Origin of the sequence: Faecalibaculum rodentium (genome assembly GCF_001564455.1) — a bacterium.
Taxonomy (GTDB): Bacteria; Bacillota_I; Bacilli_A; order Erysipelotrichales; family Erysipelotrichaceae; genus Faecalibaculum; species Faecalibaculum rodentium.
This window is the reverse complement of record NZ_CP011391.1, coordinates 230,578-245,379: the sequence shown is the minus strand read 5'-3', so window position 1 is coordinate 245,379 and position 14,802 is coordinate 230,578. Positions and strand designations below refer to the sequence as shown.

At 56.6% G+C, this 14,802-nt stretch carries 13 protein-coding genes; 2 read left to right on the top strand and 11 right to left on the bottom strand.

Annotation, left to right across the window (positions count from 1 at the left end; all coding sequences use genetic code 11):
• Positions 1-45 precede the first annotated feature (45 nt).
• From aalo17_RS01125 to aalo17_RS01095, 7 genes are all read right to left on the bottom strand, one after another.
• Positions 46-1,416 (bottom strand): MATE family efflux transporter, encoded by a 1,371-nt coding sequence (locus tag aalo17_RS01125; RefSeq protein ID WP_158507657.1) that lies wholly within the window; start codon positions 1,414-1,416, stop codon positions 46-48.
• Between the two features lie 217 nt (positions 1,417-1,633).
• Entirely contained in the window at positions 1,634-2,701 is a 1,068-nt protein-coding gene (locus tag aalo17_RS01120) for an SIS domain-containing protein (RefSeq protein ID WP_067554445.1), read from the bottom strand.
• An 18-nt stretch (positions 2,702-2,719) separates the two neighbouring features.
• Entirely contained in the window at positions 2,720-3,715 is a 996-nt protein-coding gene (locus aalo17_RS01115) for an SIS domain-containing protein (RefSeq protein WP_067554442.1), read from the bottom strand.
• A gap of 85 nt (positions 3,716-3,800) precedes the next feature.
• A complete protein-coding gene (locus aalo17_RS01110) occupies positions 3,801-4,622 on the bottom strand; it encodes a PTS system mannose/fructose/sorbose family transporter subunit IID (RefSeq protein WP_067554439.1) in 822 nt (273 codons plus the stop codon).
• Positions 4,603-5,388, bottom strand: a complete 786-nt coding sequence (locus tag aalo17_RS01105) for a PTS mannose/fructose/sorbose/N-acetylgalactosamine transporter subunit IIC (RefSeq protein WP_067554436.1) — start codon at positions 5,386-5,388, stop codon at positions 4,603-4,605. Before aalo17_RS01105 ends, aalo17_RS01110 begins: the two co-directional genes overlap by 20 nt.
• 45 nt (positions 5,389-5,433) lie before the next feature.
• Positions 5,434-5,904: a PTS sugar transporter subunit IIB gene (locus tag aalo17_RS01100; RefSeq protein ID WP_067554434.1), complete on the bottom strand. Its 471-nt coding sequence runs from the start codon at positions 5,902-5,904 to the stop codon at positions 5,434-5,436.
• A gap of 12 nt (positions 5,905-5,916) precedes the next feature.
• Positions 5,917-6,342 carry a PTS sugar transporter subunit IIA gene (locus tag aalo17_RS01095; protein ID WP_067554431.1) on the bottom strand — a complete coding sequence of 142 codons (426 nt, stop codon included), beginning with the start codon at positions 6,340-6,342 and terminating at the stop codon, positions 5,917-5,919.
• Between the two features lie 261 nt (positions 6,343-6,603).
• Between aalo17_RS01095 and aalo17_RS12530 the strand changes: the two genes are divergently transcribed.
• Complete coding sequence (locus tag aalo17_RS12530) at positions 6,604-6,840, top strand: hypothetical protein (protein ID WP_145907394.1); 237 nt, start codon at positions 6,604-6,606, stop codon at positions 6,838-6,840.
• Here aalo17_RS12530 and aalo17_RS01085 read toward each other — a convergent pair.
• Positions 6,822-9,527, bottom strand: coding sequence for a sigma 54-interacting transcriptional regulator (locus tag aalo17_RS01085; RefSeq protein ID WP_067554425.1), 2,706 nt, complete (start codon positions 9,525-9,527; stop codon positions 6,822-6,824). The genes aalo17_RS12530 and aalo17_RS01085 overlap by 19 nt on opposite strands.
• A 112-nt stretch (positions 9,528-9,639) precedes the next feature.
• On the opposite strand from aalo17_RS01085, the gene aalo17_RS01080 reads away from it, so the two are divergent.
• Positions 9,640-10,857, top strand: coding sequence for an RNA polymerase factor sigma-54 (locus tag aalo17_RS01080; protein ID WP_067554422.1), 1,218 nt, complete (start codon positions 9,640-9,642; stop codon positions 10,855-10,857).
• A 322-nt stretch (positions 10,858-11,179) separates the two neighbouring features.
• On the opposite strand, the gene aalo17_RS01075 is transcribed toward aalo17_RS01080, so the two are convergent.
• The 3 genes from aalo17_RS01075 to aalo17_RS01065 all read right to left on the bottom strand — a co-directional run bounded on the left by aalo17_RS01075 (position 11,180) and on the right by aalo17_RS01065 (position 14,790).
• Entirely contained in the window at positions 11,180-11,968 is a 789-nt protein-coding gene (locus aalo17_RS01075) for a hypothetical protein (protein ID WP_236940495.1), read from the bottom strand.
• Positions 11,969-12,200: 232 nt separating this feature from the next.
• Positions 12,201-13,787, bottom strand: a complete 1,587-nt coding sequence (locus aalo17_RS01070) for an extracellular solute-binding protein (RefSeq protein WP_236940494.1) — start codon at positions 13,785-13,787, stop codon at positions 12,201-12,203.
• A gap of 169 nt (positions 13,788-13,956) precedes the next feature.
• Complete coding sequence (locus tag aalo17_RS01065) at positions 13,957-14,790, bottom strand: carbohydrate ABC transporter permease (RefSeq protein ID WP_067554416.1); 834 nt, start codon at positions 14,788-14,790, stop codon at positions 13,957-13,959.
• Between the last annotated feature and the right edge of the window lie 12 nt (positions 14,791-14,802).

Here is a 14,802-nt window from a genome sequence, read left to right as displayed (position 1 = left end):
AGCTGGTATTGTCCAGCTGTGCCGAACACTTTTCCCTGAATATCGTCAGCAGACTGCAGACAGATCCCGTCCTTTTTCTGCACACTCGGCTTCGAGAATGCGGATCCGCCTCCGGTAAACGATCACCAGCATCAGCGCTGCCAGGATCCAGGCGGATACCTCTGCGGAAAGAACACCGTAAAAGCCAATCAGCTTCGGCAGGATCAGAAGGGCAATGGTTCTGGCTGCAAATTCCAGGACTCCTGACAGCATCGGCCAGAAGGTATCCGACATGGACTGCAGCGATGTCCGGTAGATCCAGAGGGTTCCCAGAAACATCAGGAAGAAGCACAGAAAGCGGATGCACTGACACGCAGCTTCGATCACCGCCGGCTCATCGCCCACCATGAGCCCGATCAGTGGTCTGCCCGCAAACAGCATGAGACCGAAAATCGCAAGATTGACGCCGATCAGGAGAAGATTCACCTGATGGATCCCTTCTTTGATCCGCCCGGTTTTCCCGGCCCCGAGATTCTGCCCCGCAAAGGTTCCCGCCCCTGTGCCAAAGGACACATCCAGCTGCTCAAAAATAATGATGATCTTGCTGGCGACGGAATACCCCGCAATATAGACAGCACCAAAGCCGTTGATGGCGATCTGCATGAAAATCACACCCAGGGCCGTGATCGAATTCATCAGCGCCACCGGCAGGGACAGCACGAAGGATTTGCGAAACAGCGCTCCGTTCCATTTCCAGTCTTTCTTTTCCAGCTTCATAAAGCCGATTTTCCGGACACAGATCAGGCAGTAGACCGCCGAGAACAGCTGGGCACTGACTGTGGCAGCCGCTGCTCCCAGCACACCCCATCCGAGTCCCATGACCAGGGCCACATCCAGAACCGTGTTGATGATGAACGCGATGATCATGGCAATCAGCGGATCCCTCGAATTGCCCAGGGCCCGCAGGATCCCTGACAGAAAGTTGTAGGCCAGGGAAATCAGGATCCCGCCGAAAATCACTTCGATATACAGCCAGACATCCGCCATGAGTTCCGCAGGGGTGTTCATCCACACCAGCAGCTGCCTGGCGCTGACCATGGACAGAACGGTCAGAAGTGCACCGGTCGAAAAATTCAGATAAAAGGACATCGTGACTGACTTTCGCAGCTGCGCATACTCCCGGCTCCCGAAATACTGCGAACACAGGATGCCGACACCCTGCGAAAGACCGATGATGAACCCGAGTACCAGAAAATTCAGACTGCCCGTAAGGCCGACCGCCGCCAGCGCATCCATTGAAACGCCCCGGCCGACCACCAGTGTGTCCACAAAGTTGTACATCTGCTGCAGGATGTTGCCAAACAGCAGCGGCACGGAAAACGCCGTGATCAGATGCAGCGGCTTTCCCGAAGTCATATCCCTGACCTGATGTTCCATTGTTGTCGCTCCTTTCTGAGTCCCTGTTTCCGGGGTGTCGCCAGCCGGTCCGCATCCCTGCAGAAACCCGCCGCCTTCCCTCTTGCAATGACAGGTGTACTGGATATTGTCGCGGTTCTCCGCACACAGTGCAAGAGCCCGGACACATTCTGGAACAGCGTTTACAAACGCCGTCTTCTGCCTCCTGTCAGACATCCCGCAAAAAAGGCGTGACCACTCACGCCTCATCGCCATCGTAGTTGACGAAATTCTCCGTCTTTGCCGATGTATGTTCCTTGAACTGCTTCAGCAGCGGATGCTGCATCGTACTGTGCAGCACACCACTGATTTCCGCGCTCACCAGCTGCGCAAAAGGCAGCGCCGCAAAGGAGGTGAACAGCGGACTCACCGCAGGATCCATGAACAGGACATTGTTCTGGTCTTTCCGGTCGGGATCCATGGTGATCAGATATGCCCGGTCGCTGATCAGACAGGCGCTCTCCCAGATTGCCTGGATCCGGTGAGATGCCCGGTCATTGCTGTCGAAGAAGAACATCGTGTAGTTCGGCGTCAGCTGCAGGTTGGGTCCGTGGATGAACTCCTCTGCCTCATAGAAGAACGCCGGAACATGCACGGTTTCCCCAATCTTCAGTGCGGCTTCCATTGCCACGCCCGCGCTGTTCTTCGCCCCCAGACAGTACACCGTCTGCATGGAAGACAGCGCCCGGAAGTGACGCTTGACAAACCCCTCTGTGGTCGTCACGGTGTGCCTGAAGGTCTCCAGTGCGGTATAAAACTCCTCCAGCGGGCGGTCCGCCAGGATCTGCGCCACGCGCATAAGATACAGACACAGGGTGCTTACGCCCTTTGTGACGTATCCCACCAGCTCTTCCCCCACACCGTATTCCAGCACACATGCCGTATGGTCCTTCACATCGCTCTCCCGGTTTCCCGTGAGGCAGATGACGTTTTCCCTGTCCTGCAGGGAGTCCAGCACCGCAATGGCGTTGGTGGACAGTCCGCTCTGGGTGATCACCAGAACCAGGTCGTCCTCCCGGATCGCCGGGGTATAATATAGAGCGGTGAATGGAGTCATCAGCTCCACCTTTGAATCCATCCACCGTTCCATGTACGGCTGCGCACAGACGCAGGCGTTATAACTCGAGCCTGAAGCCACCAGCCAGATCGTTTCAGGCTTTTTCTGTCTGCACAGGTCGACCACCGGTGCACACAGTGCATCATCCTCCAGCAGTCTGCGGCACGTTTCGGCAGACTCCTGTATGTAGTCCTGCATGGTCCGTTTCATGGAACCGGCTCCTCTGTCCTAGTAGTCCAGGGCTCTGTAGTACCGGCGGATTTCCATGGGGTGCTTTGTCTCGTCTTCCATGTGCACATCGATCCGGTTGTTCACAGCGTGCATCACCAGGTGGGAGATGTCGCCGCGGTACTTTTCGCTGATTCCCTTCAGTTCGTAGTCCTTCGTGTCAATGATCGTGTAGTTGCCGCAGATCCGGGGCAGGAAGTTCACCACGCGCTCGGAAAGCTTTCTCTGTCTGTCTTCCCCGACATACACCGTCACCGGGGTTTCCTTTGTCACGATCTCGAACATGCCGTGGAAGAACTCCGGGGATGTGATGGACTTGGTCTTGATCCACAGCTGTTCTTCCCAGTAACACATCGCGTAGGAATACGTCGCGCCCCACTGGTTGCCCGCGCCCACAAAGTAGTGAATGTCGTCATTCCAGTGCTTCTTCGCAAACTCCACTGCGAAGGGCTCCGCCGCTTTTTCCACTTCCACCAGGGCCTGCGGCAGGTACTGATCGAACTCGGCATACATTTCGTCATAGTCATCGAATTCGCCGGCGTTTTTCATGAAACGGTCTGCGGTCATGAAGAACTTCAGCTGCTCGTTCTGCTTGTAGGAAATCACGTGGTCGACCATCTTCGCCAGGGCAGCCTCCGGTGCATCGATGAATCCGATCACCGTCGCGCCCGCTTCCTTTGCCTTCTTCACGGCCTCCACCACTTCAATGGTGTTGCCCGTCACGGACGACGTGATCACCACGCTGCCTTCGCCGATCCGTTTGTTGCCGGTCGTCAGGTATTCCGCTGCGTTTTCCGCCCAGGTCTCGATGCCGGTTTTTTCCTTCATGTGCACCGTCGCCTGCTGTGCGCTCGCCCAGGTGCCGCCGATGCCCAGCCACACGATGTTTTTGTAGCCGTTTTCGCAGATGCCGTCCACGATTTCCTCGATCTGGGGACGCAGTGCCAGCGCGCCTTTGACGCTGTCGATTTTTTCCTGTTCGTTGAATTTCATCATGGTTGTGTTCCTCCTTTGTTTCTCTGTATTTCTGTCTCTGTATGTTTTCCGTTGTGTCTGTGCCGCAGCCGGTCTGTCCGTCAGGCTATCCCAGGATGCCGAAGAAAGCGCCCGCGAAGCCAATCAGAATGAAGACGACCAGCAGCGTCGTGGTTTTCACGTTCTTGAACTTCAGCAGGTAGTAGATGCCGAAGGTGAACAGCAGCGGCAGGATCCCCGGCATGATTGTGTTGCAGATATCGCCGATGGTCGTCGCTTCTTCCCCTGCGCCGATTGCCAGAGGCACATTGATGGCCACATTCTGTGCCGTCATGCCCCCGATCACCGTCAGGCCCAGGACAGAGGCACCATAGGTCAGCATCTCCATCCAGCCGCTTTTCTGCAGCGTGGCCAGGAAGCCGCTTCCCAGCTTGTAGCCGGCACCCATGAGGTAGTAGCGCAGGCCCTGTGCCGGGATGTTGAAGATCAGGAAGAACAGGATGGGACCCAGAATGTTGCCCTGTGTCGCCAGGGACAGACCCACACCCGTGGCAATGATCCGCAGCGTGCCCCAGATAAAGGAGTCGCCGATTCCCGCCAGGGGCCCCATCAGGGACACCTTCACGTCATTGATGGACTGCGTGTCGAAATCCGGATCATTCGCGTTCTGTTCTTCCATCGCCGCCGTGATGCCCAGGATCAGGGTCGCCAGCTGCGGGGTGGTATTGAAGAATTCCAGGTGACGTTTCATCGCCGCTTCCTGCTCGGCAGGATCGTCATAGAGCTTTTTGATCACCGGCAGCATGCAGTAGCAGTAGCCGATGTTCATCTGCCGTTCATAGTTCCAGTCCCATTCCAGGCCGAATGAACGCCAGAACACGGACATCAGCTGCTTTCTTTCCAGCTTCTTAGAAGTCTTCGTCGTCATCTGTGTATCCTCCCTGTGCGACAGCCGTCTGCATGGTCTGCGACCGCTTGATCTGTGTAAGTACAATGGCGAGAATCGCACCGAGAATGGCAATGCCGGTACCCGGCAGGTTGAAATACACACTCATTGCGAATCCGAGAATGAAGAAGCAGGCGTTGGCTTTGTTCATGATCATCTTCATGAGCAGACCGAAACCGATTGCCGGCAGCAGACCCATGGTGATTTCCAGACCCTTGGAGATCCATTCGGGAATGATGGACAGGAAGGCCTCGACCGCCGGAGACCCCACATAGTAGCCGATTCCCACACACAGGCCGATGATCAGGTTCACACCGAAGAAACCGGCCAGGTAGTGCACCACGGCAATGCCCTGCATGTTGTCGTTCTTCGCACATTCATCTGCCTTGTGCACAAAGGGCGGCAGAATGAAGACCATGCCGAAGTTCTTCGCCAGCAGGACCAGGGAAGCCACCGGCAGGCCAATGGCCAGGGCCGTTTCCGGGCCGGATCCCGTGGTGATGGCAAACGCCGTGCCCAGGACCGTGCCGGAAATCATTTCAGGGGGAATGCTTGCCCCGATGGAGAACGCACCCATGAAGGCCAGCTCCATGGTGGCGCCAATGCGGACACCGGCTTCGATGTCGCCCAGCACGATGCCTGTCAGCGTGCCCATGATCAGGGGACGGGAGAGCAGGCAGGTGCCAAAGAGGTATTCGGCGTTGCCGAGCATGGCAACCAGACCGAGCAGTATCGCTTGTATCAGCATGTCGTTTTCCTCTTTCTTTCCGATTTTCTGTTGATCCGCTGTATTTTACAGAGCCTTCATGACCGGTACCGCCGTATCTTCCGGCACCATCTGGATGGTGACGTCGACGCCCTTGTCCACCAGGTTCTTCAGGATGTCTTCTTCTTCCGGGGTCACGTTCATGGCCTTCGAAATGTTCCGGGTTTTGTCCGTGGCCTTCGTGCCGCCCAGGTTCAGTGCCCGGATAGACTCCACGCCATTGATCAGCGCAGCCGCATCGGCGATGCTTTCCACCACGATGAAGAGCTTGTATTTGTCCGTCACGCCGCTGTTGATGGCCTTGATGCTGTCTTCGATGTTTTTCATCACCAGCTTCACGCCGTTGGGTTTTGCCATCTTGAGGGTGGTCTTGCGCAGTTCGTCCTTCATGACGGAATCGTTGGCAATCAGAATGCAGTCCACGTTCAGTGCGCTCGTCCAGGAAAAGGCAACCTGTCCATGCAGCAGCCGGTGATCCACGCGCAGTTTTTTGATCATGTTCGTTCCTCCTTAAAAGTCTTCTTCTTCCCCGGCTTCAAGCCGGCTGTGATCCAGGACCTCGATGCCGTCTTTGCCCGAGGCGATGAGCCTGTCCTGGGTTTCGGTGTTTCCCGACAGGGACTCCGGTGTCGAAAGCAGCAGATCGAGCACCAGGTTCATGTTCGTGCCGCTGTAGACCACCACGTTTCTGTGGCTGCACAGGCGGGACACGGCGCTGTGCACGCTGCCACCCTTCACATCGCACAGGAAGACATATTCGTCCTCCGGATGTGCCAGGATCTCCTTCGTCATTTCTTCCATGTAGTCCGCAGGGGAACAGGAGGGATACAGGCTGTATGTCCGGATCGGATCGGCCAGGTCGCCGACGATCATGCTCACTGAATCCTTCAGTCCCTTTGAGAACTCTCCATGAGATGCCAGAATAATGTTCCGCATATGGACCTCCTTTCTTGTTTTCCTTCACTTTCATACCAGCAAGGTTCGTGCCGGATTCAGAGAATCCGGATGTTTTTTCCGAAATCCTCTGAATCCGGCCGCATCCTGTGCGGCAAAGCCGTGAGTGCGTCCACTTTCATACCAGCATAGGTTGTGCCAGTCCCGTTCAGCCCGGTGTGGTTTTTCCGGGAACCTGGTGGCCGATGCCTATATGCAGCGGGCGGGTTCACTTCCACACCAGCAAACTCTGTGCCAGTTTCAATGTTTCCGAAGAATTTTTCTGTATTTTCTTCGGATCCATATCCGCCGGTGCCGGAGGCTGCCCGTCACTTCCATACCAGCAAGTTCCGTGCCATCCTGCCGGTTTTTCCGTCTTTTGCCGGACAGTCCGCTGGTTTTCCTGCGGTTTTTCGCGTTTTTTTTGGCGAATCGACCCCGGTCCGTCGTCATCGGCACCCGGACAAAAAAAGCGTGCCGCTTCAGACACGCTTTTTGTAATTGGGATCGTTTTTGATGTAGTCATACATGTAGCCTGTTTCCTCCACCGGGATCCGGATGCCGTAGAATTTCTGCACATCCGCAAAGGAGTCATCCACCGCCTGAATGAAGTCCTGCTGCTCCAGACGGAAGGCATCCGCATTGCCATAGACTTCGATGCCCCGGTTCATGACCAGGCGCTCGATCAGGCAGCTCACATGCACATACAAACCGAAACAGGTGTTGTTGCCCAGACTGACACCCAGACGGTTCTGCAGCCGGTCAATCGCATCCGCCACATGTTCCAGCAGTTTGGCGGGATTCAGGATCGTCAGGGAATTCATGATGTTGGAGAGCGAGAAATTCTTGACGATGTTTTTCTTGAACACCCGCATCTCCTCCGCCTCCATGTACGGCCGCAGGCTGTCATCAAACCGATTCGTGTTTTCCTGCAGGATCAGGTCCTCCAGGGCGACAAAAGGCACCGTGATTTCCTCCGGCTTCAGTGTCCCCACGATGCTGATCACCTGGTTTTCCTCAAACACCGGGGACGTCATGCCTTCCTGCTGCAGGGTGTTGTAGTCATAGGTCATGACGCGGATGTCGCTGTCTTCCGGCAGGGAATCCACAATGACACCCCGGAGCTTTTCCGCCACCCCCAGGCCGCTGGCGCAGGAACAGATGATCATCCTGGGCTTCTCCCGGTTGCGCTCAATGTGGTACTCGATGCTCGAGAGCGCCTTTGCCCGCTCAAACACTTTCTCCATGGGCGTCTGGTTGCGGATGTCCTGTCCCACCGACAGGGCCAGTTTCAGGCTCAGGGAATTGATGATGCCGATGTTCACATTGCGGATGTTGAGATTGCGGTAAATCTGCTCCAGACTGCCCAGGTCCACGAGCAGAAACAGTTCCTCGATGCCCTCCATTTTCCGGAGCCAGTCATTGAGCTGGCGGCTGATTTCTTCCTGGCTCACAAACAGGGGCATGTCGATCGCGTCAAATACATGGGTCTCCAGCCACTGGTTGACGCACATGGCCATGGAACTGGCACTGGATTCCCCATGGGCCAGGATCACCCCCATCCGCCGGGGTGCGGGCTGGCTTTGGCCAGCCCTGGCAGCCAGTACGGTCATGATGAGGCACTGGAGCGGATTCAGGTCTGTTTCCAGTCGCTCCCTGACCTCCTGGCGGATTTCCGTCACCAGAGAAAAGTACTTGAAGGCCTCTGTCCGCAGACGGTTCATGACTTCTTCCACCTGCTTTGCTCTGGACTGCAGAAGCAAATCGATGCCCTGGGGCAATGACAGCAGTTCCACAAAGGCTGTTGTATACAGCTGCCGGTCTTTTTCCGGGAGCTCCAGATGGTACTGGCGGCACCTGTCCTGCACAATGGTCAGAAAGGCTGTCTCAAAGGGGGTCAAATCTGCCTTACGGAGACTCCGTTTGAAATGATGCAGCACCGTTTTCTGAATGGCCCGGAAATCCGATTCAAAATCCTGTGTGGTTTCCAGCGTTTCCAGCACCGATTCGAAAAAGCTGAACGGAGTGCGGACATTCACCAGGTCATGCCGAAGTTCTTCGATGCCGTGCCAGGTGAGTTCCCGGGGCTTCATCAGTGTTTCCAGCGCCGAATACTGGATGACGGAATCCGGTATATCCTTCAGGCCAATGCGCATGACTTTCTCTTCGTCTGTCTGAAAGAGGGCATTTACGCAGCTGGATTGAATCGCGCTTTTCAGGCCGCCGATGTTCTCCGGGAAGGGGTAGGACAGCAGCAGCTGGATGACGCTGCTGCTGAGCTGGATGTGCACCTTGAGGCGCTCTTCCTCTCTGGCGAACATGGACAGAATGATCTGCAGTTTTTCGTAATTGCCCCTGGCGGCCAGGTTGGGAACCGTCAGCTTCATGGGGATCCGCCGCTGGAGGGTCTTGAGCAGCACCTTTTCCGGGTCTTCGGTTGTCGCAAAAATCAGCCGTACGCTGGATGTGTACCAGGTCTTGTTGTCACCCATGCGGTGATATATCGACTGGTCCATGAAGTGGAAGAGCTTTTCCTGGCATTCTCCCTTCAGATTGTGGACTTCATCCAGAAACAGCACACCACCGTCCGCCAGTTCCAGCAGCCCCGGGGTATCCTGGTCTGCGCCGGTGAAGGCTCCCTTGACATAGCCGAAGAGATTGGCCGTGAGCAGTTCCGGGTTGTTCGCATACTCCGAGCAGTTCACCGCCACAAAGCGGCTCTCCGGCTTCACGAGGTCGTGGTTGCGGGCATATTCATAGGCAAGGCCCGCGATCATGCTTTTGCCCGTGCCGGTTTCTCCCGTCAGAATGAGGGGCAGACCGTTGGGGGGATAGGCCACGGTCGCCTTGCACTGTTCCACCAGCGAGGACAGACTGCCATCGTGGCCAATCAGTCTGTCAAAGTCCTGCTCCTGGTCTGTCTGCGCCGCCAGCCACTGGTCCAGGTTGCGGATCGTATCCCCTTCAATGGCCGTGCCATACGTCTCTTCCAGCACGCTGCGGTCCAGGAACAGGACCGGCTTCTGCCCTGCGCGGACAACGGTGCCGGCCTTGAGCAGCTGCTGGAGTACCTGGGTGACGCGGCTTTTGGGAAGACTCAGCTGCGAGGACAGTTCCGCCACGGAAAGACGGCTGAACTGTCCGTTTTGTGTATGTTCCTGTATTGCTTTTTCTATCATTTCCTGCATGTTCGCTCACCTGAGTGTTAGTATAGACACAAAAAAAGCGTTGTCAAACGCCCGAAAATCTATAAAAGTTGGCATAAATCTTGCTTATTTATGAGTGAAGGAGGTGCAGATCATGCCCCAGAAACTTTTGAATAAGCAGACACAGAAACACTCTCTGTCACTGAACCAGTCCATGAAAAAATCTCTGGACATTTTGAAGATGAACGAGAAGGAACTCCTGGAGGCCATCCGCGATCTGACCTCATCCAACCCCTTTCTGGACTATCATCCCGGCAAAGACCTGAATGCAATGCTCGAGGAGTCCTTTGCCCTGCCGGTCTCCCTCAAGGAGGACCTGTACCTGCAGCTCCATACGCTGCGCACGCCCTTTGACCGGAAGGTATGCAGCTACATCATCGAATCCCTGGATGACCATGGCCTGTTCCGGGAATCCATCGAGACGGGCAGTACCGTGATGCAGTGCAGCGAAACACATTTTGCCTCCCAGCTGCGGGTGGTGCAGTCCCTGGAACCGGCGGGTGTGGGGGCCCGGTCGCAGCTGGAAAGCGTGCTCCTGCAGCTTGAACGAATGGGCGAAACGGATGCGCTGCATCTTATGAAGACCTATCCCGAAGCCCTGATCAGCGGCGATCTGTGCATGATCCGGGAACAGGAAGGGTGGTCTTATCCCAGGATCGAGGCACTGCTCGGGGTGATCCGCAGCTGCCAGCTCAATCCCTGTCACGCCTATAACCATACCCGGGCCGAGCTGCTTCTGCCGGATTTCGAAATCATCCGCCATGAGGACTCCGTGGACATTCAGCTGCCTGACAGCGGCACGCTGTCACTGGACCAGTCCAGTGCGGAGTCCGTGAAGCAGGACCCGGTCTTCCGGAAATACCTGGAAGAGGCACACTTCTTTGTGGATGCTCTCAGCCGGCGGAAAGTCACGTTGCTGGTGCTCATGAATGCCCTGGTGGAACACCAGAAAAACCACTTTCTCTATGACGACGAGCTCGAACCCTGCACGCTGCAGGACATTGCGAAGGAAACCGGCGTCCATGAATCGACCGTCTCCCGCACTCTCTCCAACAAACACTATCTCTGGGGCGGAACCGTGCATGCGGTCAAGGACCTGTTTGTGTCGCAGACCAGGGGCGGCACCAGCAGGGACTCGGTCCTGAAATCCCTGCAGGCATTCATCCGCAGCGAGGATCCGCGGCATCCGTATTCGGATCAGGACCTGGCGGATCAGTTCGAGGCACTGGGAATGGAAGTATCCAGGCGGGCCATTGCGAAGTACCGCGGACAGCTGGGAATTCCCTCCTCCAGCCGGAGAAGGAAGAAGTAAAGGGTGCCGATGGTGGCAGAAACGGGCACCAAATGAAGAGACGCGGAGTGGATCCGCGTCTTTTGTCGATGGTGGGTCCGGTGGCTGGAGTCAGAGAAGAAAACAAAGACAGGGAGCCGATGCGAAATCAGCCCCCGTCAAAAACCTTGCGGTTTTCAATTGTGAATTAAGAGTTTATGTCGATGTAGTGAGGATGTCTAATACTGGAAATCCATCTCCACCCAAAAAAACCGCATCCCCTCCTCCAGGTATGCGGTCTCTTTTCCATATTCAATTGTATGTGACCGCCGCCGTCCACCGGCAGCTGTTTGTCCGCTTCGGCTTACTTCAGCACCGTTACACTCGTGATGTGCGGGTTGGCGCCCTCGTACCAGTACAGGAAGCCTTCCATGTCGACTTTGTCGCCGACCTTCAGCTCCTTCACGGCCTTGTAGACATCGGAATCCTTGTCGCACAGATAGGACTCCACGGTGAACGTATACGTGTTTCCGTCCTTTGACGCCCGGAAATACAGGTCATCGCCTTCCTCGCCGGATCCGTCATAGTTGTACAGATACGCCGCATCCGACCCGTCTTCCGCCGGTTCGATGGTCATGTCCTTGAATTCCACCTTCTGGTTCTGGTACTTGATCAGTTCTTCCTCGTTGCCCAGGTACTGCGTCACATCCGTCACAGGCTCGATCCAGGTGCCGCCGTCCTTCAGGACTTCCACCTCGGCGCCTTCCGCGATCTCCACCTCGCCGGACCACTCTGTCTTGTAGCCCTTGACCTTGATCTTCGTGCCGTCTGTCAGTTCCTTGTAGAGATCCTCGGAGACATTGGCGTTGTAAATGAAGTACGCCCCGTCTGCATCCGCCGCATAAATCGTGGCCTTGTCTTCCCACCAGGACTGCTTCGCCTGCACAAAGGCTTCGATCGTCACCTCGGACTCCAGATCGGCATCCATGTACTCCTGATACGTCATCACGCCTTCGGATTTCGCAGCGGGATCCGCCTCGGTTTCCGTGGTCTTGTCCTTCGTCGCTTCGCTGTCCCCGGAATTGCCCGAGCATCCCGTCAGTGCCAGTCCGGCACTCAGCAGCAGGGCCGGCAGCCAGTGTTTCTTCATCATCCAGTTTCCTCCCGGCAAAGTTCTTCCTTTGCCTCCTGCTCCCTATTATACGTCACTGCCCGCACTGCTCCCCACCCATTTTGCGGTTTTCACCCAAATGACACCCGGTTTCATGGCCGATGCCCGCCCGTCGCCCCCGCCTGGACAATGCTGCACATCCACCCGCCATCAGAAAAAGCAGGCACCCGCCCTTCAGCCAGCGCGTTACCTGCTTCTGTTCTGCATACAGCTTCTATGCTTTCTTCCTGGACCGGACTTTGTCCGCGATCCAGTACACCGCGATGCATACCCACGTCACACCCAGGATCGACAGCAGCCATACAGAGGACTCCGGCAGAGGCCCGAGGCTCTTCTCGCTGCCCGATGCCTGCGGCAGCTGATCCAGGTGATAGAGCGAGCTCACCTGCTCATAGAGTTTCTGGAGATAGGCATCGTCCACGGTCTGCTTCCGCTTCGTGGACTTCACCACATTCTCCACCAGCTCTCCCGCTGCACTGCGCAGACTCGCCGAACCGTTGAAAACCGGCGTCGTGAAGGTGCTGGTGAGGTTGTTCATCAGCAGTCTCGCCGCTTCGATCTTCACCGAATAATGCTCGTCGTTATCCGTGCCCGCCAGCGACAGATACTCCTGGTACTCCGGACTGGCCAGGGCCTTGTTCGTCACCGGGAGATACCCCTCGGTCTTCGCATACCCCAGCTGTACGTCGTTGCTCAGAAGGTACTGCGCAAAGAGCCAGGAGGCCAGCACCTCCTGCGGGTCTTCCTTCCCGAACAGCGCAATGGATGGCCCCTGTGAAATCATTTCGATATGGTTCGCATCCACCTGCGGCACCGGCCGCACCACGGTTTCGAACTCCGTGAAGGCATCCGGGCTGATGTCCGACAGCGGCGCATGAGCGCCCATCCACGTGGCTCCGGCCGTGGAGTCCACCGCAAACAGCGTCTGCGAGGCATTCAGGAAATTCGCCGGATAGCCCGAGATCTTGAACGTCGAGAACACCCCGGTGCCTGCATGCGCCGCAATGTCCTTCAGATCCTGTGTCGTCACGTCATTGAACAGCTCAATGTCGCCGTCTTCCGTCGAGTACCCCGCTCCCTGCTGCTTCAGCAGCTGAATCATCATGTTGTCCGTGGACTTGTAAATGAAGGGGATCAGTACATTCTGGCCATTTGCCACATACGTACCGTCCTCGTTTTTCGCCGTCGCCGCCTCGGACACCTCCCAGATCCAGTCCCAGGTCACCACATCCGGGATCTGGTAACCCAGCTTTTCCACCAGCGTCTTGTTGATGTACAGCGCCTCGGTGCTCCGCATGAAGGGCAGCGCATACTGCGTTCCTTCGATCACGCCTTCTTCCAGGAACGCCGGGACCATCTCCTGACGGGAAGGACCGTCGAACTTCAGCTCGCTCCCCGCCAGACCGTACTTCGGGTCCGCCATGAGTTCATCCAGCGACACCACCGTATCCGCCCCCTGGAGATAGGACGCAATGTGGTCCGGGTACGTGATCGCCACATTCGGGGTCGTGCCCGTCGCAATGTTCGTGATCACGTCGTTGTAGATCTTCCCGTAATCCGTGTACAGCTTCATCTTCACCTTGATGTTCGGATACAGCCCCTCGAAATCCCCGATTGCCTTCTTGTACACCGCCGTCTGGTTTTTGTTCGTGTCATTTTTCGCCCAGAACGTGATTTCAATGGGCTTCGACTCATCCAGCGTGTCCGGGATCTCGAACTTCGCCGTCTGATGCGACCCGTGGCACGCCGTCAGCAGCATCGCCATGCACAGACAGGCTGCTGCCGCTGCGAGTTTTTTCATGAACCGTTTCATTCAGCCAACCCCGTCCTTTCTCCTGTCACGTTCCCTGTGGGGAGACTGCCCATCCTGTCCCGACCGGCAGATCCGTGTTTCTCACACACAGCAGAAACGGAAAGGGGCCGGGATCGTGTACCCGTTTCCACCGGAAACCGGTACACGATGCGGGGCCTCATCCCTTGGTTCCTCCCCGGGCCACGCCGGACATGATCTGTTTCCGGTACCCCAGAAACAGCAGGATCAGGGGAATGGAGATCACCACGACCGCGGCCATCATCGCCGGGATGTTGGCGCGGCCAAAGCCGCTTTCCCGGATTTCCTGGATCCCGTTGGAGACCAGGTAGTACTTCGGGTCGTCGGTGATCAGGGATGGCCAGATGTACAGGTTCCAGCACTCGATCACCTTCAGGATCGTGATCGTCACCACCGTTGGCCGGCAGATCGGCACCATGACCTTCCACAGATAGCGCCAGTCGCTCGTGCCATCCACCTTCGCGGCGTAATACAGCGAATCCGGGACCTGGGCGAAGGTTTCCCGCAGCAGATAGATGTAGAACACCGACGTCACCGACGGCAGGATCAGGCCCAGGAAAGTGTTGCGCATGTTCCACTCCGTGATGGTCTGGAAGTTTGTGATCACCACCAGCTCCGAGGGGATCATCATCAGCGCCAGAAACGCCGTGAAGAGCAGGTTCTTGCCCGCAAACTCCATCCGCGCAAAGGCAAAGGCAGCCAGGATCGTCACGAAAACCATCAGCGCGGTGGTGATGACGGTGAAAATCACCGTGTTGAGCAGATACCGCCCCAGGTCCACTTCCGTGAAGACCTGCACGTAGTTTTCCACCGTGGGCGACAGGGTGAAAAACGAGGGGATGTACTCCGCGTTGTAGGCCCCGTAGTCCTTGATGGAGGTCAGCACCATCCAGTAAAAGGGAAAGAGCACCACCAGGGCCCAGAGAATGAGCAGCACCCAGGTCAGAGGCCGGAACTTTTTTCTTGCGTTCATGCCGGCTCCTTT